The 23,846-nt window shown below is 40.5% G+C and carries 19 protein-coding genes; 12 read left to right on the plus strand and 7 right to left on the minus strand.

From position 1 onward, the window contains the following. Nucleotides 1–94: 94 nt before the first annotated feature. The gene (mazG, locus tag E2H97_RS04825; RefSeq protein ID WP_133406089.1) at nt 95–877 is read left to right on the plus strand and encodes a nucleoside triphosphate pyrophosphohydrolase; all 783 of its coding nucleotides are present in this window, start codon (nt 95–97) and stop codon (nt 875–877) included. A gap of 20 nt (nt 878–897) precedes the next feature. Here the strand turns inward: mazG and E2H97_RS04830 are convergent, their stop codons facing one another. From E2H97_RS04830 to E2H97_RS04845, 4 genes are all read right to left on the minus strand, one after another. Further along, nucleotides 898–2,349: a patatin-like phospholipase family protein gene (locus E2H97_RS04830; RefSeq protein ID WP_133406090.1), complete on the minus strand. Its 1,452-nt coding sequence runs from the start codon at nt 2,347–2,349 to the stop codon at nt 898–900. Nucleotides 2,350–2,504: 155 nt separating this feature from the next. Next, on the minus strand, nt 2,505–3,431 hold the full coding sequence (locus tag E2H97_RS04835) for a branched-chain amino acid transaminase (protein ID WP_133406091.1): 927 nt from the start codon (nt 3,429–3,431) through the stop codon (nt 2,505–2,507). Between the two features lie 294 nt (nt 3,432–3,725). Beyond that, nucleotides 3,726–4,871, minus strand: coding sequence for an acetylornithine deacetylase (gene argE, locus E2H97_RS04840; protein ID WP_133406092.1), 1,146 nt, complete (start codon nt 4,869–4,871; stop codon nt 3,726–3,728). A 103-nt stretch (nt 4,872–4,974) separates the two neighbouring features. After that, the gene (locus tag E2H97_RS04845) at nt 4,975–6,084 is read right to left on the minus strand and encodes a hypothetical protein (protein WP_133406093.1); all 1,110 of its coding nucleotides are present in this window, start codon (nt 6,082–6,084) and stop codon (nt 4,975–4,977) included. 328 nt (nt 6,085–6,412) lie between these two features. On the opposite strand from E2H97_RS04845, the gene argC reads away from it, so the two are divergent. Genes argC through argH form a run of 5 tightly spaced genes read left to right on the plus strand, consistent with a single transcriptional unit; the run spans nt 6,413 to nt 12,284 of the window. After that, nucleotides 6,413–7,465, plus strand: coding sequence for an N-acetyl-gamma-glutamyl-phosphate reductase (gene argC, locus E2H97_RS04850; protein ID WP_246029057.1), 1,053 nt, complete (start codon nt 6,413–6,415; stop codon nt 7,463–7,465). Beyond that, nucleotides 7,458–8,228: an acetylglutamate kinase gene (argB, locus tag E2H97_RS04855; protein ID WP_133406095.1), complete on the plus strand. Its 771-nt coding sequence runs from the start codon at nt 7,458–7,460 to the stop codon at nt 8,226–8,228. Before argC ends, argB begins: the two co-directional genes overlap by 8 nt. Nucleotides 8,229–8,264: 36 nt before the next feature. Continuing rightward, nucleotides 8,265–9,182: an ornithine carbamoyltransferase gene (locus E2H97_RS04860; RefSeq protein ID WP_133406096.1), complete on the plus strand. Its 918-nt coding sequence runs from the start codon at nt 8,265–8,267 to the stop codon at nt 9,180–9,182. A 17-nt stretch (nt 9,183–9,199) separates the two neighbouring features. Further along, nucleotides 9,200–10,438: an argininosuccinate synthase gene (locus E2H97_RS04865; protein ID WP_133406097.1), complete on the plus strand. Its 1,239-nt coding sequence runs from the start codon at nt 9,200–9,202 to the stop codon at nt 10,436–10,438. 1 nt (nt 10,439) lies between these two features. Further along, a complete protein-coding gene (gene argH, locus E2H97_RS04870) occupies nt 10,440–12,284 on the plus strand; it encodes an argininosuccinate lyase (RefSeq protein WP_133406098.1) in 1,845 nt (614 codons plus the stop codon). 60 nt (nt 12,285–12,344) lie between these two features. Here the strand turns inward: argH and E2H97_RS04875 are convergent, their stop codons facing one another. Together E2H97_RS04875 and E2H97_RS04880 are read right to left on the minus strand one after the other, a co-directional pair. After that, nucleotides 12,345–12,824 (minus strand): hypothetical protein, encoded by a 480-nt coding sequence (locus E2H97_RS04875; RefSeq protein ID WP_133406099.1) that lies wholly within the window; start codon nt 12,822–12,824, stop codon nt 12,345–12,347. A gap of 52 nt (nt 12,825–12,876) precedes the next feature. Beyond that, nucleotides 12,877–13,707 carry a sulfurtransferase gene (locus E2H97_RS04880; RefSeq protein WP_133406100.1) on the minus strand — a complete coding sequence of 277 codons (831 nt, stop codon included), beginning with the start codon at nt 13,705–13,707 and terminating at the stop codon, nt 12,877–12,879. 546 nt (nt 13,708–14,253) lie between these two features. On the opposite strand from E2H97_RS04880, the gene E2H97_RS04885 reads away from it, so the two are divergent. From E2H97_RS04885 to E2H97_RS04910, 6 genes are all read left to right on the plus strand, one after another. Then, the gene (locus E2H97_RS04885) at nt 14,254–15,834 is read left to right on the plus strand and encodes an AbgT family transporter (RefSeq protein ID WP_133406101.1); all 1,581 of its coding nucleotides are present in this window, start codon (nt 14,254–14,256) and stop codon (nt 15,832–15,834) included. A 301-nt stretch (nt 15,835–16,135) separates the two neighbouring features. Beyond that, nucleotides 16,136–16,831: a glutathione S-transferase family protein gene (locus E2H97_RS04890; RefSeq protein WP_133406102.1), complete on the plus strand. Its 696-nt coding sequence runs from the start codon at nt 16,136–16,138 to the stop codon at nt 16,829–16,831. Nucleotides 16,832–16,961: 130 nt separating this feature from the next. After that, nucleotides 16,962–18,065, plus strand: coding sequence for an ATP-binding protein (locus tag E2H97_RS04895; RefSeq protein WP_133406103.1), 1,104 nt, complete (start codon nt 16,962–16,964; stop codon nt 18,063–18,065). 156 nt (nt 18,066–18,221) lie between these two features. Beyond that, nucleotides 18,222–18,626, plus strand: coding sequence for a MerC domain-containing protein (locus E2H97_RS04900; protein ID WP_133406104.1), 405 nt, complete (start codon nt 18,222–18,224; stop codon nt 18,624–18,626). Between the two features lie 78 nt (nt 18,627–18,704). Then, on the plus strand, nt 18,705–19,553 hold the full coding sequence (locus E2H97_RS04905; protein ID WP_133406105.1) for a DNA ligase: 849 nt from the start codon (nt 18,705–18,707) through the stop codon (nt 19,551–19,553). A gap of 62 nt (nt 19,554–19,615) precedes the next feature. After that, on the plus strand, nt 19,616–20,254 hold the full coding sequence (locus tag E2H97_RS04910) for a response regulator (protein ID WP_133406106.1): 639 nt from the start codon (nt 19,616–19,618) through the stop codon (nt 20,252–20,254). Here E2H97_RS04910 and E2H97_RS04915 read toward each other — a convergent pair. Then, nucleotides 20,251–23,700 (minus strand): hybrid sensor histidine kinase/response regulator, encoded by a 3,450-nt coding sequence (locus E2H97_RS04915; protein WP_133406107.1) that lies wholly within the window; start codon nt 23,698–23,700, stop codon nt 20,251–20,253. The two genes, E2H97_RS04910 and E2H97_RS04915, sit on opposite strands and share 4 nt — an antisense overlap. Nucleotides 23,701–23,846: the final 146 nt, after the last annotated feature.

Below are 23,846 nucleotides of genomic sequence, written 5' to 3' on the forward strand. Positions count from 1 at the left end.
CTTTTTGAGGCTTTTATGCGAGCAACAATTCCTGAAAGCTTGTACTACGCAGATACGGCGATGAATCCTAAATATAGTTAAAACCGGATGCGATATGGATAAACAAGCCAACTTGGCTTTGTTGTTACAAATTATGGGAAAGCTCAGAGATCCTAAAACGGGCTGCCCTTGGGATCTCAAACAAAGCTACCAAACCATAGTCCCTCATACTTTAGAAGAAGCGTATGAAGTCGCTGATGTGATTGAGCGCAAGGCATGGGATGAATTACCCGCTGAGTTAGGTGACTTGTTGTTTCAAATTGTGTTTTACAGCCAATTGGCAAAAGAAGATGGGCGTTTTGATTTTGAAGATGTGGTTTCACAATTGAATGAAAAGCTGATTACCCGTCATCCACATGTATTTGCTGATAAAGTCATAGAAGGCGATGAAGCTAGCCAATGGGAAGCGCAAAAACATCAAGAGCGTCAACAACGTGAACAGATTTCAGTACTCGATGATATTCCTGTTGGCTTTCCGAGTTTATCCCGAGCTAATAAAGTGCAAAAACGTGCGGCATCTGTGGGTTTTGATTGGGATAATCTTAATGATGTAGCAGATAAAGTGACGGAAGAGCTAAGTGAAGTTATGGAGGAGGTTGAAGCTGAAAAGACTTCACAGGCTCGCTTGGAAGAAGAAGTCGGTGATTTGCTGTTTTCCGTGGTGAATTTATCTCGTCATCTTAAAGTTAACCCAGAACAAGCGCTTAGACTAGCAACTAACAAGTTTGAACGTCGTTTTCGTGAGGTTGAAAACTCAGTTGAAGCCGATGGTCAAGAAATGAAACTGCTTAGCCTTGAAGTGCTAGATGAATATTGGAACCAAGCCAAGAAGAAGTAGGGGCTGCTTGTCTGTCGTGGTTATTTTAATTTTCTAGGCATGGTGCCAATAACTTCAAAACCTGTTTGTGTATCGGTCGTTTGTTTCGGACTCGGTTTCTGTTTTTTGTATTTTTCTGTTAAGTATTTTTCCAAAGAAAAAGGAAAAATTCTTTGAGGGGAAAAAGTTATTGCTCCATGCGAGGCTTCAAATTGTTCAAATTCCCGCACTGCACGCCACTTGTGTTTATAGATTTTTCTGGGATTGGATGCAGATGAAAATGCGAAAATGCTTGTTTTAGGGCTTAGGATACAAAGTATTACTCTAGGGTCGTCTCGCGCTTGCTTTATGTCATAGGCATCCGATTTAACTGTGCTGGATACTTTTGATGCAAGGTTAACGGCCCCTTTTGTTAATTTTTCCATGTTGTTTTGTGGCACTGCATCTTGAAGTAAAAGAGGTTCTTGAAAATCAAGCCCAACCGCCAGTATTTTGTCAGTAGTAAAGTAGCAAAAAGGAAGGTTATTGCTTAAGCCTCCATCAGTTAACTCTAGCGTTTTAACGCCTTGTGTTGACTCCTTGACTAGTAACGCTGATTCTATTTGTACAGCTTTAACTTTTACAGGAACTGCTGCACTTGCTGTTACCGCAACCGCAATTTCTAGGTGTGGAGAGTTTATTGCGGATAGCTGAACTTCAGTATTTCCATTTGACGCCACAACGACTAAGCGTTTCCAACTTAAGTGACTGATGCACCTTAAATTGAGTAATTTATATCGACTGCGAATAAGCTCGTGTTGATGAAAAGTCATCTTACCAATATCTTCTTTTTTTACGTTTTTTGGTGGGATATTCTGGTTATCTTCATCTTTGAAATATTCGCCTTTACTACTCAGATAGTCGGCGATTTCTTTGGCGTAAGCCCCAAGATGATTGCCTATAATGGCTCGCATTTCAGTTAAAATCGTTTTCTGATTGAGTTTTGTACTCGCATTTTGCATAGCAGCCGTAATTTGCAGCTGATCCATGCCAATTGAAACGCAAGCGACGATGATAGCTCCTGCAGAAGTACCTGATACTTCTATAAGGTCATTTAACCTTTTCTGTCCTAGTGCTTGAAGTACACCTAAATAGGCGACTCCTTTGGCTCCTCCACCTGCTAAGCACAGTGATTGATAGTGAGTCTTCTGTGATCTTGAGTTGCATCGAGTGGTGATTTGCTGGTCCTCTTCGGCTAAAAGAGGTACAGAGTTGAAGGCAGATTTAACGTCCTTTTCAGAAAACTTCATATTAGGATCGTAAAGGGCATCAGCTTCAAATTTATTACTGGTATGATATTTGATAACGGTCTTACACCATCCCACGTCATCAAAAGTGACTGTAAAACTAATTCCGTTAACTGAGATAGCTTGCTCACCTTCTCGCTTTACCTCAAGATATTTTAGGTATGCTTGCAATTGTGATTCTGGATAGGGTGAGGTTGCAGTTGCCATTTAACAAGGTACGGGGAAAATTCTACAATTAGTATCTCTACCTCAGTAGCTAAAAACCAATCCAATATTGTTTGTGTCAGTGATTATTCAGCATTGTAGTCTTTTTCATGCACCTACGATAGAACCGAGCCGATGGCTCGGCATGACTTGCAATTTTAAATAACAGGCGTTAACCACTCATCAGTATTTGGTGTCGTGCCCTCAAATATACCGAAAAAGGTTTGTTGCATTGCGGCGGTAACAGGGCCGCGATGGCCATCCCCTATGGTAACGCCATCAACAGAGCGAACAGGCACAATCTCAGATGCGGTTCCCGTCATAAAGAACTCATCGGCAAGGTAGAGTGATTCTCTTGATATGGGCTGCTCTCTAACTTCATATCCTAAGTTTTTGGCTAGAGTGATCACAGTATCACGAGTTAAACCAACAAGAATTGAACTCGATGTTTGTGGGGTATAAATGATATTGTTTTTTACAATAAATAGATTTTGTAAGGCTCCCTCGCTGACCATGCCGTTTACGTCCAATCCAATACCTTCATGATAACCATTGCGTTTGGCTTCTAATGTAATGAGTTGAGAGGAAAGGTAATTACCTCCTGCCTTAGCTGTTGCAGGAAGCGTGTTTGGTGCAACACGATTCCAACTTGATACGCAAACATCAACGCCTTGTGACTTGGCATCATCTCCTAGATATTTCTCCCATTTAAACGCAGCGACCATAACTTCTGCTTTTGAGGTTTCAGGGGTTCTCATTCCCATCCCTATTTCGCCAATGAACACTAAAGGTCTTATATAGGCAGACTCGAAACCATTTTGGGCAACAGAGTCGATACAAGCTTGAATAATCTGGTCTTGTGTAAAAGGAATATCCAGTTGATAAATTTTGGCTGAATCGAATAAACGTGAAATGTGCTCTTTAAGCTTAAATATGCAAACCCCTTTGTGTGTCTTATAGGCTCGAATTCCCTCAAATACCGATGAACCGTAATGCAAGGCATGACTCATTACATGGACTTGAGCCTTATGCCAAGGGACGAGTTCGCCGTTAAACCAAATAAAATCAGCGGTAGGAGGTGTCATTCTTTGTTCCTATTAAAAATGTAAAATTAATGAATAAAATGTGGGTGAAAAAGGTAATTTACAGAATATAAATCTTAAATTGCAATGTATTTTTTCAAATAAAAGATATAAATCCTGTTTTGGTCTGTTTTTTAGATGAAGGCGCTATGTAATTTGAGGAGGGAAGCTAATTGCAGCTTTAGGACATAATTAAAAAACTATAAATGAAGCCATGCCAATGTGGGGAGGCATGACTTTATTTGAGCATTAGATGATTTCTATCCCTGTTATGTTTTGAATTTTACTGTTCTACATTTAAAAACAATATCTTTGAATTAACCCTGTCAAAATCATAAGCGTGTTATCAATCTGATCTTCAGCCAAAAACTCGTTCGGCTGGTGGGCTTGGTCAATGCTACCCGGGCCTAATACTATGGTCTGTGAAGCTAGCTGTTGGACAAATGGAGCCTCTGTTGCGTAATTAACGGCACAACAAGATTGGTGACTTATTTGCTCAGCGAATTTTACTAAGTTACTGTTTTTATCTTGGTTAAAACTTGGAGAGCTTGGTTCAAGCTCTTCGAAGCGGATGCGTCCGGGATATTGCTCTACAACTGTTTTCAACGTTTCAGCCAGTAAATGAGTGATTTCATGGTCTTTCATGCCAGGCAAAGAGCGAATATCTATGTCGAGTTCACAGTGTCCACATATTCGGTTTACACTGTCGCCACCTCGAACTGTTCCCAAATTCAATGTGGGCTCTTGTACATCAAATGCTTGGTTTTGATAGTTGAGGGCAAGATTAGATTTGAGTTCAAGCAGTTTACCAATAATTTGATGCATCACTTCAATGGCGTTTATTCCAGCAGAAGGGCGGCTTGAATGCCCTGATTTACCCATCACAATAATTTTGTGGGACATGTAGCCCTTGTGCATGATCACAGGAATTAAATTGGTTGGCTCACCAATAACGGCAGCATCAGGGCGAATGTCTTGAGATTGAGCAAAAAAGCGCGCCCCAGCCATACTGGTTTCTTCATCGGCTGTGGCTAAGATATAAAGTGGTTTTTTTAGCTGTTTAACTGACAATCCTTGGCAAACTTGCAAGATAAACGCAAAAAAGCCTTTCATATCGCAGGTGCCTAATCCATAAAAACGGCCATCTTTATTTTCTACTTTATGAGGATTACTGTTCCATCCAATCTCGTCAAATGACACAGTATCACTGTGCCCCGCTAATAATAAGCCACCTTCACCACCCCCCAGTTTGGCTAATAAGTTAAATTTGTTACGTGTGTTTGGAACAGGAATAGTTTGAACCGTAAAACCTAATGTTTCGAACCAAGTTGCAAGTAAAGAAATAACCTGATGATTGCTTTCATCTTCACTTTCAATATTCGAGCTGATGGAAGACAAGGAGATGAGTTGGGTAAGCGTTTGTTCGAAATTAGGTAATGTCATTCTATTAAGTACACTTTTATTTTTGATTTTATATTTGTTAATTGTGAATTAAAAGTCAATTCAGGGTTGTGCAACAAATAGAAAAATCTAACAATTAGCCGATTTAATCAGAATCAGAGTCAGAATTATATCCAGATTGTTCTGCTCTGTTCCATTTTTGTTGTAACCCCAAGAGGCGATCCATAGCCCGCTGTATATTTTCTGCATGCTTTGGAGTTCGGATCGCGTTAAGCGAATCGATTACTTTTTGTAAGGTGAATTTTTCTTTACCAGTCCTAGACTTTGCCGCCCTAATCAGAGCCATAAGGTGGGTTGTTGCTCCCGCATGAGGGCTCCCTTGCTTTATTTCCCCTGTAGTGAAGCCGTTAGGAGTTAAAAAACAGCCAAAATCTTCCCACAACTCAGTAACGCCCATTAGAGCAGATAATAGATTCCGTGCTTTTTTGTCACTGTCTATTTTTTGATTACAACCGGAAGGGACAACAAGTTCCACCTCAGGTGTTGCTTGGGAGGCTGTAATATGGACACCACTCAATTTTAATTGCAGATTTTCTTGTTTAACTCTTTCTAGTTGAGATGTTAAAGAAGCAATTTGGTGTTGATACCCTTCTTCCTTACGAGCAATTTGTTCCGCTACTTTCCGTTCAACTCTTCGCTCAATTTCACTATTTGTATGTTCTAAAGTTGTTTTTAACTCATTAATTTGTGTTTGTTGTTGTTGTTGTTTTTGTTTTGATTTTTCTAGCTGAGAAGTGAGTTTTTTAACTTGTTGCTGAAGTTCATTAATTGTACTGTGTTGCTCTCCTGATTCATAAACTTGAGCAAATTGTGTTGGTGAGTGTTCATGACTATATGTATCAACTTGTGAAAAGTAGTCGAGGTTTAGTTTCCTCTTTTCAGTGATATACTCCGCAACACCATTATAACCAAGACCTTTAAATACTTTTTGTATTTCCACAATGTTGAATTTTGGGTTTGCTGCAACTTTGCGAGCAAAAGCGAACCGTTGGGCAGGGACATCATTTGGTGCACTACCCATAATCTCTTGTTCATCTCCTTCATCTAAACCAAAGTGTGGAGTGAGATCTCTGACACTTAACCCCGATTTTTTAATCAGTTCAACAAATTTAGTTGGTTCTATTCCAACTTTTCTTGGTTGTGAGCCGCTAAAATCAGTTGGAACTCTACTTGTTGCTGTTGTCCAGTACGCCATAGTGTTGTGCAGTTACAAATATGAATGGTACATATTGTTAAATAAGCAAAAAAAAACATCCACACTCTACTTACAGAATTAATCTATGATTAACCCTCTTTTAATCAATTGGTTATGAGCTTTTCCTTTATTGCTGAATTAATGATTGTTCGAAATTAGGTAATGTCATTTTTAAATATAGTTAATAATATCTGTAAAATATATATTTATAAATATTGCATAAGAAGTCAATTGTGTGTAGTTTTACATTTATTGGTAAAGAGATTGTAATTTATCTCATTCGTAATACAGATTTTGTGTTTTTAGCTTTATTTGATGGTGAATAATTTTGCAAATTAAGGATTTAAAAGCTGCTGTGGTAGGAGCCAGTGGATACGCTGGTGCTGAGTTGGTAGCGTTACTTGTTCGTCATCAATTGATTAACTCTGTCGAGCTGTTAGTTTCTGAAGGCAGCCAAGTATTAGGGCAGTGTTTTAGTGATGTTTTTCCTCGTTGGAAGGGGATTTGCGATAACGCTTTTATAGCCGTTAGTCCAGATTGGATAAATACACATGCCTCTGAGCTTGATGTTGTTTTTTTAGCAACCCCTCACGAAGCCAGTATTAAGCTAGTTGAAGCTTTTTCCAAGCATAAAATAATTATATTTGACCTTTCTGGTGGTTTTAGGCTTAAACAGCCAGAACTTTACGATCAATATTATGGTTTTACTCATCAACAACCCGAGTTATTACAACAAGCGGTTTATGGTTCTCCTGAGTGGGAGGCTGAAGCCATAAAAGACGCTAATTTGATTGCTGTCCCCGGCTGTTATCCGACAGCGAGCTTATTGGGGCTCAAACCTATTACGTTGAATCATTTTCATGATGAAGACTCTTTGATTACTGTGAACGGTATCAGTGGAGTCAGTGGCGCAGGGCGTCAAGCGAATTTAGCTACCAGTTTTAATGAAGTGAGTTTAACCCCGTACAATATTTTGAAGCATCGACATCAGCCTGAAATCTCCCTTGCTGTACAGGCTGATGTCATTTTTAATCCGCACCTTGCTCCATTCAAACGTGGATTATTAGCGACAACGACTCTTAAAGTCAGAGAGGGAATCACTGCAGCTGATATTGACGCTGTTTACAAAAATGCCTATCAGTCACAACCACTCATTAGAATGCAAAAAGCTTGGCCTAAAGTAGATAATGTTGCAGGTACTCCTTTTGCCGATATCCATTGGCAGTTCGATGAGAGTCAACGAGTTTTGGTTGTGAGTTGTGCCATTGATAACTTACTGAAAGGTGCAGCTTCACAAGCGGTGCAATGCCTTAATTTACGTTTAGGGCTTCCAAGTGAGTTTGGTTTACTCAGTAATATCGAGGTGAACCACCATGTCTAAACCTTTAGTGATCAAAATCGGTGGTGCGATTCTTGAGCAAGAATCTGCCTTGTCAGCATTATTGTTGGTGTTTAAAAAATACTCTGATAGAAAAATCATTCTGGTACATGGTGGTGGTAGCACAGTAGATCAAATGTTGATGCAAGCAGGATTCACTACCAAGAAGAAAAATGGATTACGTGTTACGCCTAAGTCACAAATCCCTATTATCAGTGGTGCATTAGCGGGAACGGTCAATAAACAGATTGTCGCAACGGCCAATCAGCTTGGCTTAACCAGTTTAGGTCTATCGCTTGCCGATGCCGCCATGGTTACTTGTAGCAAGCACCCTGAAAATATAGGTGAAGTTGGAGTACCAACGCCGAATAACGCCAGTGTACTTGAAATGTTGTTATCGCAATCAGTTATGCCTGTTATTGCCTCTATTGGAGTTTTAACAGATGGCAAGTTGGTCAACGTTAATGCTGATGATGCAGCGGTAGCCATTACTCAGTTGGTGGATGGTGACTTATTACTGTTAACTGACGTGGCTGGTGTAAAAGACGCTCAAGGAAAAACATTAGAGTCGTTAGTGCAAACGCAAGCTCAAAGTCTTATTCAACAACAAATCATCAATGGTGGCATGGTAGCTAAAGTGAATGCCGCCTTCAACGCAGCTCGACAATTACGACGAAGTATCGCGATTGCCAGTTGGCAGCAACCACAACAACTCGTTCAGTTGTTTGTAGGTCAGCCAATCGGTACTCGCATTATTCCTGATTAAACAAACCCATTTTTTAACAATTTTAGGAAGATACTTATGTCATTCTCACATTATCTGGCTGATGATCAGCTTGATCAGCAGCAACTATTGGATTTAATTGAATTAGCGAAATCCATAAAACAATCACCACAAGATTATCAACATGCTCTGGCGGGTAAGTCTGTAGTGATGCTATTCGAAAAGCCGTCATTACGTACTCATATTAGCTTTGATATTGGCATTCAAAAACTCGGCGGTCATTCCGTTTACATAGGTCAGCAAAACGGCAAATTGGGCGAACGTGAACGTGTGGTGGATGTGGCTAAAAACCTTGCCTGCTGGAGTGATGCCATTGTCGCTCGAGTCTTTAGTCATCAATCCTTAGTCGAATTATCAGAATACGCTGGTATTCCTGTAATCAATGCGTTGAGCGATCTCTATCACCCATGCCAAGCTTTAGCTGACATGATGGCACTATCTGAAAAGGTTGAAGATCTTAGTCAAGCCAAACTGGCTTATGTGGGGGACGCCAATAATGTGTCTAACTCATTGATGCTGATGGCACTGACATTAGGAATAGATTTTACCTTAATTTCGCCAAAAGGCTTCGAAGCTTCAAAAGAGATGCAGGATAAAGCTCATACCATTGAAGCTATCACCGGAGCCAAGCTAACGCTGAGTAATGACATTAATGATATAGGTTCACAAACGGCGATTTACACCGACACTTGGATTTCTATGGGGGAAGAAAAAGATCCACAACAAGTATTAAAAATCTTTAAGCCTTATCAAGTGAACAGCGCGTTAATGACAAAAGCAGATGCAAATTATTTTATGCACTGCCAGCCTGCTCATTTAGAACAGGAAGTCACCACTGAAGTCTTTGACGGCGAGCAATCGTTAGCGGATTTGCAAGCTGAAAACCGTATGTGGGCGCAATGTGCAATTCTACTCACTCTATTCAATCAAGCTTAATTTTTGGTGGTGACAACATGGCAATCGTAAAAAATAAAAACATAAAAAAAGTCGTATTAGCGTATTCAGGTGGATTGGATACCTCAGCCATCATTCCTTGGTTGAAAGAAAACTATGACAACTGTGAGGTCGTGGCTTTTTGTGCAGATGTAGGGCAAGGATACGAAGAGCTTGAAGGCATAGAAGCTAAAGCTATAGCCTCTGGGGCAAGTGAATGCCACGTAGTGGATCTAAAAGAGCAGTTAGTGACGGATTACATTTATCCAACCTTAACCACTGGAGCTGTATATGAAGGTCAATATTTATTAGGCACATCTGTTGCTCGCCCTATTATTGCAAAAGCGCAAGTTGAAGTAGCACTAAAAGTGGGCGCAGATGCTGTTTGTCATGGCTGTACAGGTAAAGGGAATGACCAAGTTCGTTTTGAGTCATGCTTTGCTGCGTTAGCACCGGAGTTATCGGTGATTGCGCCTTGGCGTGAGTGGGATATGGTTTCAAGAGAAGATTTACTCAGCTATTTGGATGAGAGAAATATTCCTTGCTCAGCATCCCTGACTAAAATTTATAGTCGCGATGCCAATCTCTGGCACATTTCCCATGAAGGTGGAGAGCTTGAAGACCCTTGGTGTGAGCCTTCAAAGCAAGTGTGGACGATGACTGTATCACCCGAAGAAGCACCTAACACACCGGAATACGTAAAACTTTCATTTGAACAGGGCAAGTTACTGGCGGTTAACAGCCAAGAGCTTAAAGCCGATAAGTTGCTTGAAATACTCAATATTCTGGCGGGTAAGCATGGTGTTGGACGCATTGATATCGTGGAAAATCGTTTAGTGGGTATGAAGTCTCGTGGTTGTTATGAAACGCCCGGTGGTACTGTGTTAATGGCGGCATATAAAGGCTTAGAAACCTTAGTACTGGATAAAGAGTCACTTAAATATCGTGAATCTGTTGCACTTGAGTTCTCTCATGTTCTTTATGATGGTCGCTGGTTTACACCATTAGCAGAGGCGCTATTGGCCGCATCTGCAATTTTCGCAAAAAGTGTTACGGGTGATGTGATCGTTAGGCTCTATAAAGGGCAAGCCACAGTGACTCAGCGTCGTTCGCCTCATAGCTTATATTCTGAAGCGTTTGCAACCTTTGGTGCCGATGATGTTTACGATCAAAAACATGCTGAAGGCTTTATTCGTCTGTTCAGTTTACCAAGTCGCATCAATGCGATGAAGCAACAAGCTAACTCAAAGGAGTCATAACATGGCACTATGGGGAGGACGGTTTCAATCAGGTAGTAGTGAGTACTTTAAAACCTTTAATGACTCATTGCATTTTGACCAAGCCTTAATTTTGCAAGATATCGAAGGCTCGATTGCTTGGTCAAAAGCGATTTACCAAGCAGGCGTATTGGCGCTTGAAGAGCAACAAGCGTTAGAGCAAGCCTTGTATGAATTGGCAGAGTTAGCAAAAGCAGGTGAGCTGGATATTATTAACTCTAATGCTGAAGACATTCATAGCTATGTCGAAGCTAAGCTGACAGAAAAGTTAGGTGACGTCGCTAAAAAGTTGCACACAGGGCGTAGTCGTAATGACCAAGTGGCGACTGACTTACGCTTGTGGTGTAAACAGCAAAACGACGAGTTGCAGGGGTTATTGCGAACGTGTCAACAAAGTTTAGTGGCTCTGGCTGAAGCGAATAAGCAGCATATTTTCCCCGGTTATACCCATTTACAACGAGCACAGCCAGTTCGTTTTGCTCATTGGTGCTTAGCTTACGTGGAAATGCTAAAACGGGATGAAAAACGTTTGGTTGCCGCCAATAAGCACATAAACCAATGTCCATTGGGGAGTGGGGCATTAGCAGGTGTGGTTTATGACATTAATCGTGAGCAATTAGCGCATGATTTAGGTTTTGATTCGCCTTGTCTAAATAGTTTAGACGCGGTATCCGACCGTGATTTCGTACTGGAATTACTGTTTGCAGCAAGTACCAGCATGATGCACTTGTCTCGCATGGCGGAAGATCTGATTTTCTTTAACTCGGGAGAAGCCAGTTTCATCACCTTGGGCGACCAAGTGACGTCTGGCTCGTCACTGATGCCGCAAAAAAAGAATCCAGATGCGTTAGAGCTTATTCGTGGTAAATGCGGACGTGTTTTTGGCTCGCTGCAAGGCTTATTGGTAACGCTCAAAGGGCTGCCTTTGGCGTACAACAAAGATATGCAGGAAGATAAAGAAGGAATTTTCGATGCGGTTAACCAGTGGCAACAATGTTTATTGATGGCCAATGAAGTCGTAAATTCTATTGAAGTTCGAAGCGATCAATGCAAAAAAGCGGCAGCAGAAGGTTACTCTAATGCGACGGAGCTGGCTGATTATCTTGTGGCTAAAGGTGTTCCATTTAGAACAGCTCACGAAATCTCTGGTCAAGTTGTGTTATATGCCATTGGTCAACAAGAGCCAATTGAGCGTTTAAGGCTGGATGAATTACAACAATTTTCTTCACTGATTGAAAATGACGTTTATCAGTTCTTGGATTTAGAACATCTTGTCGATAAACGCAGTACCATTGGTGGGACGGGCATTGAAGCGGTTAATAAAGCGATTGAAAGCTTCCGTCATGAACTTGGTGTGGCTAACTTTACGATTCGAGATGCCAAGCTAACTGATTTACGTGGGATCAGTAAATTAGTGAACTACTGGGCGGATAAAGAAGAAAATCTGCCACGTTCAGAGCAAGAGCTTATCCAGTTTATTCGTGATTTTGCCGTGGTGGAAAGTGAAGGGCAGATTTGTGGCTGCGCTGCTTTGTATATGTACAGTACAGGACTTGCTGAAATTCGTTCATTAGGTGTGTCGGTAAATCATCAAGGTCATGGCTATGGTAAAGCTTTAGTCGAGCACTTATTAAAACGTGCAGAAACACTAGCGCTAAATAAAGTGTTAGCGCTGACTCGAAAGCCAGAGTTCTTTAGTCGCTTAGGTTTTAGCCTGTCAGATAAACACCATTTACCTGAAAAAGTAATGAAGGATTGCGAACCTTGTCCGAAGAAGCATGCTTGCGATGAAACGGCGTTGATTTACTACGTGAATCGGATTATTTGAGCAAAAAATCTAGGTGAAAAAGACCGTGGTATTGCTGCCACGGTCTTATTTTAATGTGAGCTACTTAATGATCACCTTAACCCCAAATTCTTTTCTGATCTCGGCGAGAGGCATATCTAGGTAGGGTTCTGGATTAAACCACTCCCACTTCTTATTCATTTTAATGGCTCGATAGATAGCTTTTAGGCAAGTCGGTAAGACAGATAGTAACGTTAAATAAACCCGCCATTTACTGCCGACTTTTTTAACATAGCTATTCATGATGACATCGTAATCGACAAAATCAAAAAATTTACCGTACTGCTTAATGGTAATATCCGTGCCAAACATGGTCCAAGCATCATTAACACTTTCTCCCTTCATTTCAAAAGGAATCGTGCCGAAAAGCACATGGGTGCAGTCATGGCAGAAAAACCAACGGCAGTCTTCAGTTTCACCATCGTTTTTATTTAAATGGCTATATCCAGCCATGTATTCTTTAAGACCTTCCCTCAGGGTGAGTTGGCTGTCTTGTTGTAAATACTGAAACTGCTTTGACATGATACTGCTCGCTTAACCGTGAATAACCGTTTCAGTATAGATGACAAATCAACTATACAATGGGCAGTTCTGGATTCGCGCCCCATTCAGCCCAAGAGCCGTCGTACAGTTGAATATCAGAGTAACCAGCGATTCTCGCGGCCATCAAAATAATGCATGCGGTGATCCCTGAGCCGCAGGAAAAGATAAATTGCTGATTTTCGTTAATGATTTCTGAGAATAGAGTTTTTAATTCGGATTCAGGCTTAAAAACATCACCATCAAGCACCTGAGGAAAAGGTAAATTGATGGAATTAGGAATATGCCCTGCTCGCATTCCTGCTCTTGGTTCAGGCGTTTCGCCATAAAATCGAGCTTTGCCGCGAGCGTCTAACACCTGAATGTTGGAATTATTGATATTGTCTAAAACTTGTTGAGCATTACATATTAAGCTTGGCTGAAAATTCGATTTGAATGTACCTGAATGAGTTGCGGCCGCTGGAGTTTTTACCGTTGGTCGATTTTCGGCTAACCATTTGGGTAGACCTCCATCTAGCACGAGTACATTGTCAAACCCCATCGCTTTAAAAATCCACCACGCCCGTGGTGCGGAGTATATGCCTTGGTTATCGTAAAGCACGACTAAGCTATCTGAATTAATTCCGTGTCGTTGACACATTTGGGTAAATTGAGATTCAGTTGGAAAAGCATTTGGAGAGTCGGTATCAAGATCACAAAGTTGTACTTCAAGCTCTAATTCTTGTGCATTTGGGAGGTAAATTTTTTCATCATATTTAATTGGTGTTTTGCCTACAACGTTATTCATACTGGCATCAAGTAACACTAAATTTTCTTGGTTTAGGTTTTTTTCCAACCAATGGGTAGACACTAATATTTTCGACATTATTCCCTCAATCTCACTTAGCTTGATATGGTTTTTATCAATGTAATTAAAAATGAAGAGGAGAGTAAAGCCTTATTTTTGGCTTTGTAAACAGTCAGCCCTGTTAGGGGGGGTATCTTTCAGGATGAAATTTTGTGCTATTTGAGCGCTTTTTTTTTCAAGGCGTGAGTAATGAGGCTTAGCATTCTAAGTAAATTGCTCACAACACAGAACAGGAAGCGCTCAAAAGCATCGAAGACAGCGTAAATTGGTCATTTCTGCTGCGTTATCGCTTGTTCATGTGAAGCAACCACACTTCACAAGCTCCGCCTTGCATAAAATAACCAATTTATCGCTGCAAAAATTATCTCGAAAGATAAACAGCCCCTAATCTCTCGTTGGGAAGTTAGCGCAATATTTGGTGAAGTTATAATGGCGTAACGTTATACTTGCCAGAATTGATAATAATTCGCTTATGGAAAGCGATTCTTTTGAATGTGTGTTGCAGTGTTTTTCACTCAGCTTTGATTCAAAAGTTTTAGGGTAGCGACTACAAGAAAGATAATTATGACATCGAATATTAAACCACCAATACAAAAAAATTCATGGTTTAACCGATTCTTATCAGCGGTTGAATTTTTAGGTAACCTTCTTCCTCATCCCGTCACTTTATTTGCAATGCTGTGTTTGTTCATCATTGTATTCAGTGGTGTGGCAGATTTTTTTGGACTAAGTGCCGTTGATCCAAGACCTGTTGGCTCACCAAGTCGTGCTCCTGACGGAGTTATCCATGTAGTCAGCTTAATGTCTGCTGAAGGCTTGCAGCGTATTTTCCAAGGCTTGGTCACTAACTTCACCAACTTTGCGCCATTAGGTACTGTATTGGTTGCCTTACTAGGTGTGAGTGTTGCTGAGCATTCAGGTATGTTATCGGCGGCGCTTCGTGGCATGGTAATGGGCGCATCAAAGCGTTTAGTCACTTTCACTGTGGTATTTGCGGCAATTCTATCTAATACCGCATCAGAGCTTGGTTACGTGGTGCTGATTCCATTAGCAGCGATGATCTTCCACAGTCTTGGACGTCATCCTCTTGCTGGTCTTGCTGCTGCGTTTGCTGGTGTATCGGGTGGTTATAGTGCCAACTTATTCTTAGGTACCATCGACCCATTACTTTCAGGTATTACAACTGCTGCAGCTCAGCTGATTGATCCTACTTATGAAGTCGGCCCTGAAGCTAACTGGTTCTTTATGATTGCATCGACCTTCTTAATTGCAGGTTTGGGCACCATCATTACTGAAAAAGTGGTAGAACCAAGACTCGGTAAATATGACGAATCAGAAGCCAGCGAGAAAGTTGAAACTAACATTGAACACCTAAGCGCGCTTGAAGTGAAAGGTCTTAAGTGGGCGGGTGTGAGTATTCTTGCTATAGCTTCATTATTGGCATTAACCATCATTCCTGAAAACGGTATTTTACGTCACCCAGAAACTGGTGCGATTGCGGGCTCTCCATTCCTGAAAGGGATTGTTGTGATGATCTTTATCGTATTTGCAATCCCAGGCTTCGTGTACGGTAAAGTGGTTGGTACCATGAAGCGTGATACCGATGTGATTAATGCTATGAGCAAGAGCATGGGTTCATTGAGCTTATACATTGTATTGGTGTTCTTTGCTGCTCAATTTGTGGCGTTCTTCAAGTGGACTAACTTAGGTACTATTTTAGCAATTAACGGTGCAGAATTGCTTCAAGCGCTGCATATGACTGGCCCTGAAGTATTTGTACTGTTCATTCTAATGTGTGCATTCATTAACCTGTGCCTTGGTTCCGCTTCTGCACAGTGGGCTGCGACTGCGCCTATCTTTGTTCCAATGTTGATGTTGATTGGCTATGCGCCTGAAACTATTCAAGCCGCTTACCGTATCGGTGATTCAGTAACGAACTTGATCACGCCAATGATGAGCTACTTTGGTTTGATTTTGGCGGTTGCTACCAAGTATAAGAAAGACATGGGGATCGGTACTTTGATTGCCACCATGCTGCCATACAGTATCACTTTCTTAATCGGCTGGATCGCACTCTTCTACATTTGGGTATTCGCATTCGGTTTACCAGTTGGACCTGAATCTCCAACTTTCTACACTCCATAATCTGGTGGTTTGAATGAGAAAAGCGAACTTTCGAGTTCGCTTTTTTGTTGTCTAAAATTTCTTATGTGAATCCGGAAATAGTTAAAGAGTAACAACGTGAACACCAACAGAAAGCACATCCATGTGCTCACGACCGTGACGTCCTGTCACGGACGGTTGTCTTATCACGCTATTACTCTTACTTGTTTGATTTGACTGCCATAGTAGCTAGAAAGTTTATGTAGAGGTTACTTCAATAATATTTCGTCTTTTTTAATCGAGACTCGTCTTATAGGTAAATTAAATCAAGATGAGAGTCATTATGATTAAAATCGTTAGCTTCAAAATCTGTCCTTTTGTTCAACGAGTCACTGCTTCGCTTGAAGCAAAGAGCATTCCTTACGAAATTGAATACATCAGATTGAAAGATAAACCACAATGGTTTTTAGATGTTTCCCCTAATGGACAAGTACCTGTGATGATCACTGAAAACGGAATCCCACTATTTGAGTCAGATGCCATTATCGAATACATAGAAGATGAATACGGAGCACTCGAAACGGGTGTCACGAATGAGCAGCGAGCGTTAGATAGAGCTTGGAGTTATCTTGGTTCTAAACACTACTTAACCCAATGCAGCACTATGAGCAGTAAAGACCAAGAGACCTTTGAGCAGCGTAACACTAAGTTATATGCTGTTTTTACAAAGGCGGAGCAACAACTGTCTGGCAAAACTAAGTTCTTTAAGTCTGATAAGTTGAGTAATGTTGATATTGCTTGGCTGCCTCTTTTACATAGAGCCTACATAGTTAAGCAGCAAACTGGATGTGATTTACTGTGTGGATTGCCTAAGGTTCAAGCTTGGCAAGTTGCACTAATGGAAATCGGTATTGCAGAGAAAACAGTATCTGAAGACTTTGACGAAAAGTTTGTTGGTTTTTACTTAACGAATACGTTTTTAAGCAAAGATAATGATGACGTACAAAATGGTTGCTGTGACAAAACGAGTTGTTGCTGATCACGTAAAGTCACTAATAAGTAAGTTTCAGTTTTATATCAACTAAAAATTTACATTTTAGTAAATTATTTACTGAAACTTAGTTTTTGGTTAAAATTAATACGAAACTTTACGAAAAAGGGTAACCACTATGAACTGGCATTTTCCACGTACTGACTATGCGGAGCATATTCTTAATGCCATGCATGGTGGTTTACTCTCAAGAGTGACCATTTTTGCACCTAGAAAGCGCGGTAAGACTCAATTTATTCAACGTGATGTGATGCCGCTTTGTGAAAGCAAAGGTATTTTCGTTGTCTATGTCGACTTTTGGCAAGACAAAGACAACCCAGAAGCGGTGTTTATCCAATCTGTTATTCGTGCCATTGAAGAACGAAAAAGTTGGCTATCAAAAGTTACTGATATTTTTAAGCCTAATAAGATTGGTGTGAGCTTATCTAAGGCAAGTGTAGATATCGGGCTTGAAGCCAAGCCAGAGCAAAGCCCATATCAATTGTTTGATGCCTTCGAGCTGCTGAATAAATTGAATATGCCAATTTTGCTTTGTCTTGACGAAGTGCAGCATTTAGCCACTCGCAAAGAATTTGAGAATTTCACTGCCGCTTTGAGATCGTTCATGGTTAATCGTGGAGATGATTTAGTGAAAGGCATTTTTACTGGCTCTAGTCGCGAAGGGTTAGAAAAGCTGTTTCGTCATACTAAGGCACCATTTTATAACTCAGCACAGTCCTTGGACTTTCCTGCTTTAGATGAAAAGTTCGTAGAGTTTGAACTTGGTGTTGTGAATAAGATAACCAATGGTGTCGAACTTAATAAAGAGGATGCGCTCAATACTTTAATCGAACAACACCGTGAGCCCGCTCGGTTTGTTGAGTTATTACAGCAAATGGTGCTCAATCAAGTTTATGACTTTTCTGAAGCTATGAAACGCTTTGACTTGGTAGCTCAATCTCACCCCCAAGAGTTTCAAGACCTGTTTGAGCAGCTCCCTGCACTTGATAAAGCGGTATTACTTCTCATCGCTAGAGGTAATGGCAAGAATTTCTATACTGAAAAAGGGAGCAGAAACGTCAAACTTATGCTGCTGGACGACAGTGTTAGTGTCACTAAAAGTAGCATTAATAATGCGCTTCGCAGGCTCAAATCTGAAAACCTGATTTTCAATATCAAACGTGGTGTGATGGGAATAGAAAACCCTGAACTAGAAAAATACCTCATAGCAGTAGCTAACTGATCTTTATTTCGAGAAAGTAATTCTTTCAACTCATACGATTTAATGTTATAACGTAACAATTGTTGTTTCAATTATTAGTGAGCTTGACTAGGCCACGCCTTAGCTTTCTTTAACTGGATTCAAATCAACTCACTTTAACATTAGGTCATTTCTCAAATGAATAGCTTTCAATCTACGTCAGATAAAGCTTCTATTGCCTTATCATTATTATGTGCATGCCACTGTTTGTTCTTACCTTTTTTATTGCTGTTGTTTCCAACCTTAGTAGCCCTGCCTATGGGGGATGAAGCATTTCATGTTTGGATGCTAGCTGCGGTAGTACCGTTCAGTTTATTTGCTTTGTATCGCGGTTATAAAGTGCATAACACTAAAGTGATCCCATTAGTCGGTTTATTCGGCTTATTGATATTAGTCTTTACCGCAGTCTTCGGACACGACTTATTCTCGGAGACATTCGAAAAAGTATTTACATTGATAGGAGCGCTTATTGTCGCGGGCTCTCATCTTGCTAACTATCGTAAATGTCAGTGTAAAGACTCAGTTGTTTGTTCTACTGATTAATCAGGAAGCGAATCGTGACTTGACACTTGGCTATTAAATCAGCAAATTAGTTGGGTTAACTAAGCATGGATGCTACTGATGAAACCCAATACCAAATCCATTATCTACTTTGTTTTTACTCAAGTACTTTTGTTATTTTTTAACTCTTTTGTTTCCGCGAAAGGGCTACAACTCGCCAGCAAATTCAAATTAACAGCGCCTGTTTCAGAATATTTAGTCAGTGAAAAATACGATGGCGTAAGGGGGCGTTGGGATGGCACGCAAATGTGGACTCGTGCGGGAAACTTAATTAATCTGCCGTCAGAATTTACTCGTAATTTTCCCAAAGAGCCCTTAGATGGTGAACTTTGGATTGCTAGAAAAAAGTTTGAACAAATTTCAGCTTTAGTCAGGACTCAAAAGACGTCAGCGTCAGATTGGAAACAGGTACGATTCATGGTATATGATGTACCAAATCATAAAGGTACCTTTGAAGAACGTTATCAATACGCTATCGCTAATTTATCCAACCTTAGTCCTCATTTAGTTATTATCGAGCAAACTTCATTTGAAACGGAACAACAACTGGATGACGCACTTAATGTCATGGTTAGCCATGGTGCAGAAGGCTTGATGCTCCATAAAAAGTCGAGTTTATATAAAAATGGGCGCAATCCTGATTTAATGAAGTTGAAGCTGTATTCTGACGCGGAAGCCAAAGTGGTAGCTCATATTGAAGGAAAGGGAAAGTTCAAAGGTATGATGGGAGCCATATTAGTTGAAATGCCAAACGGTAAGCGCTTTAAAATTGGCTCTGGCTTTTCAAATCAACAGCGAAAAAATCCCCCCAAGATTGGTTCAATCATTACTTACAAATATTATGGGTTTACCCAAAAGCAGACACCTAGATTCGCGAGCTTTTTAAGAGAAAGAGAGCCAGATCTTTGATTCAAACTATTGTAAAAATTTACAAGCCAGATAATATTGTTACATCATAATAACAAGGTGAAATGATGGCTTCTTCATATTCATGTATTTTGGTGGACGATCATCCGCTCTTTCGGCAGGCTCTTTCAAGTGTACTTGCTCAAAAGTTGAATAATGAGCAGTCTAAAATTAGTGTTGATGAAGCTGAGTCCATCGCGGAACTTTCCTCTAAACTGAAAAAATCACAACCCGATCTCATTCTCCTCGATCTTAACCTACCTGATAGCCAAGGCTTTGAAACTCTGGTGAGTTTAAAGTTTGATTACCCAAGTGTTGCTGTTGTGGTGATTTCTGGACAAGAAGACGATAATACTATTCAACAAGCCATCAAGCTTGGTGCATCAGGTTTTTTACCCAAATCTGCAAGTGTTGAACAAATGGTTCAAGCTTTAAAAAGTGTTCTAAAAGGTAATGTTTGGCTTCCTGAGCAGTATCAGAACGATAGTCAATGTACGAGCAAACTTGCGAACTTAACGCCTAGGCAGCATAAGATCTTAGCCATGTTTGCCAAAGGGATGCTCAATAAACAAGTGGCGTTTGAATTAGGTTTATCTGAGGCAACCGTGAAAGCCCACGCGACAGCGATTTATCAAAAATTGGGCGTGAATACTCGAACACAAGCTGTGATCATCATGCAAAATGAATTAGGGGTTACGGCTTAGCACCTATCAACGTCAGCATACGTTTTGGTAAATCTCTGGGTGATCATGGTATTGATCATGGTTTGTAATTGGATGGGTTTAAGCGCTTTAGTTAAAAAGCCAAATCCATGTTTACGAGCCAAAGTGTCCAAATCTTTATCTAGAGTCGCGGTGATCAATATTCCAGGAATTGGCACCTGCTGCTGGATATCAACCATCAAATCTATGCCGTTGATATTGTCTTCTAACTGATAGTCCACCAGCATAATATCGATAAAATCCTGATGATTCTCGACATGAATAAACGCTTGTTCTGGCGTGTTAGCTACGTAGACTTTGCATCCCCAGTTAGTCAGAAGCTCAGACATTGCATTTGTCAGTTCTATTTCGTTATCAATACATAAAATATGTAGCCCATCTAAGTTCATTGCAGGTGAAAATAGTGGTCTTGAATTTTGTTGTTCTACAGCCCTTGGAACAAGAATACTAAAATTAGAACCTTCACCCACGTCTGATTTTAGTGTGAGTGGATGCTGCATCAAATTAGCGAGATTAAGCGCGATATTTAGCCCTAACCCTAAGCCATTTGCAGATGATTGTTTTGTTTTTAATTGGGTGAATTGTTGAAAAATCAAATCTTGCTTATCACAGGGAATACCCGGTCCCGTGTCAATCACTTGAATCGAAATCTGATCGTTATAATGTCTACAGCCCAATAACAGTCTTGTATTTGGAGCATAGCGGCAGGCGTTAGATAAAAAGTTTTGTAATATACGACGTAAGAGCTTTTTATCAGATTCAATCCAAAGTTTGGTCGAAACACTGGTAAAGTGGATATTGGCTTGATGGCACAAAACCTCAAATTCTGTGGTTAATTCATCAAACAACGATTGCAAAGAAAAAGCGGTTTTCTCTGGTGTAATTCCCCCTGATTCAATCAAGGTTATTTCATTGAGATCTTTAATCAAATCGTTGGCATGACTTAAAGAAGCATCAATATGTTCAATGGTTTGTTGTTGCACTGAACTAAGGTTCTGTTGATCATGTAGGCTGGCACAAAATAACTTTGCTGCTGCAATGGGTTGTAATAAATCATGGCTGCAAGCTTTTAAAAATTGGCTTTTTTGTATGTGTGAATGGTGGATTTTCTCGTTGGCTTTCGCCAACTCTCTATTTGACTCAGCTAAGGCGTGATTAGAAGCTTCCAGCTCTCCCGTTCTTGCCACAACTCTAGATTGCAGATCTTGTTTTTCTTCACGCAATAAAGCTTCGGCTTCTCTATATAAGGTGACATCAGTAAATGACATCACAAAGCCACCGCCCGGGATCACATTACCTCTGATCCGAATGGTTTTGCCATTACTCAAAGTTCGCTCAGTATTATGCATCGAGCCTTGCTTGATAAAATCGATACGCTTTTGCACCTGCTTATCAACTTCACTGGCGGGAACTTTACTGTGGTGCAACAAATTATAGCGAACTAATTCAGATACCGGATAGCCGACATACAAGAATTCACTGGGATAGTTAAATAAATCGACGTAAGCTTTATTCCAAGCCACAAGCTCGAGGTTTTTGTTGATAACGGAAATGCCGTCGTTGGCATTATCAATGGCGGCTTGCAGTACGTTTTGACTAAACTGCTGTTGTTGATCGGATGCCTGTTGAACAAACTCTGCCATTTCAGAAAAATCGAGCTGTCTTCCTTCTAGTATAAGGGTGAGCACTAACTTAGCAGAACTCGAACCCATAACACTGGCGAGAAGCGTTTCAGTGTGGGAAATATAAGCTCGGTTTAATTGCTGTTTATCTTTGATCTGGCTCGCCAATATTTGAAATTCAAGTTCGGATTGCTTGCGTTTTTCATCACCGACAAATTGATTTAAAAGCGCTAATAACTCACTTAGATCAACCTTCTTAACATTGGGTTCGTTATTGCCTATATCGGTTGTTCTGGGAAAGAAATGCTCCAGCTGAATTTGCTCTTGAACCGAATGTCTTGTGAGGTAAGACAGTAAAATCATAACGCTGATATTGGCAGACAGAGCAATGAGAGTCGCGATTGTGGTTTGGTTATAATCGAGAGACGAAAACAGATGTTCATAAACCCCTAAAGCAGGCAATAAATTCAATACCAACCAAATCGCAAAGCCAGTTGTCATACCATAAAGTGCACCGTTGAGGTTGCCTCTTCGCCAAAAAAACGTTGCGTAAAACGCTGGACCAATTTGAGCTATCGCCCCAAATGATACTTCACCCAATACCGATAACGTGTCGGACGGGGCAATACAAAACATCCAAAAGCTTAATCCAAAAATAGCGGTAACAATCAGCTTTCTTACTCGTAAGAAGGTATTTTTGAATTGTTCGACATTGGTTTCTTTTAATCCCTTTCTGGCAAACAGGCTTGGAAAAATGATCTCATTACTCAGCATGGTACTGATGGCAATAGAGGTTATGATCACCATGGCACTGGCAGCAGAAATTGAGCCTAGAAAGCCAAATAGACTTAACCAATCATGACCCAGTAAAGCAGGAAGAAACAATACATAAGCATCAGAGCTTAGTGAGTCACTAAACAACAGCTTTCCGGCTTGGCCTAATGGAATAGCAAATACAGCAAATATCAAAATGTAGATTGGAAATAACCAGCGAGCGTACTGGGTTGTCTTTATGTCTCTTACTTCCACAATCATGGTTTGAAATTGACGAGGCATGCACAAGAATGCGGCAAACACAATGAGCATTAATCCGATAAAATCTATCGCTTTGAAATCGGTTGAGCTCGGCTGGTTTTGCTCGGCGAGTTGCCACAACTGTAGCGGTGAGTCGTACAAATAAAAACTGACGAATACACCAATTAATAAGAAGGCAAATAGTTTTAACAGAGATTCAAAAGCGATAGCGATGATTAACCCGATGTGACGCTCGTTAATATCAATGCTTCTAACACCAAAAGTGATACTAAAGGCGGCCAAAATGGTGGTGACAATTAACCCAATAAGCCCAATAGGAAGAATGTTATCCTGCCTTAGTAGCGTGTAAGAGCTGACAATGGCTTTAATTTGCAGTGCCATATAAGGCATGGTGCCGACTAAAACCATTAACGTGACTAAAATCGCAAGGTTACGGGATTTTCCAAATCGGTTGGCGAGTAAATCGGCGATAGAGGTAACGTTAAGTTTTAAACTGATGCCGATGATTTTTTGAATGAAAGTCCAACCAAATAAAATCAGTAAAAAGGGCGCAATGTAGACGGGTAAAAAAGAATAAGCATTTTCTGACGCTTGACCAGCGGTGCCTAAAAAGCCCCACGATGTGCAGTATACGCCGATTGATAAGGTATAAATTAATCGTTGTTGAAAGCAGGACAGTTTATGCTTGTAACGGTAACCCCAAAAAGCTAAGGCACACAGCAAGCCTGCATAGCCGATACAAACGATAATCAATAGCCCGTTTGGAAACATCCTTTTCTACCAATTTATCTTTATATTTTTCAACACAGTATCACTATATTCAGCGCATCAAAATAGCAGCAATTGAAAAGATAAATGGATCTACGACTAAAGTCTTAAGACTTATTGTTAATTGTTTGTAACTTGAAAATTGCTCA

Origin of the sequence: Parashewanella tropica, assembly GCF_004358445.1 — a bacterium.
Classification (GTDB): Bacteria; Pseudomonadota; Gammaproteobacteria; order Enterobacterales; family Shewanellaceae; genus Parashewanella; species Parashewanella tropica.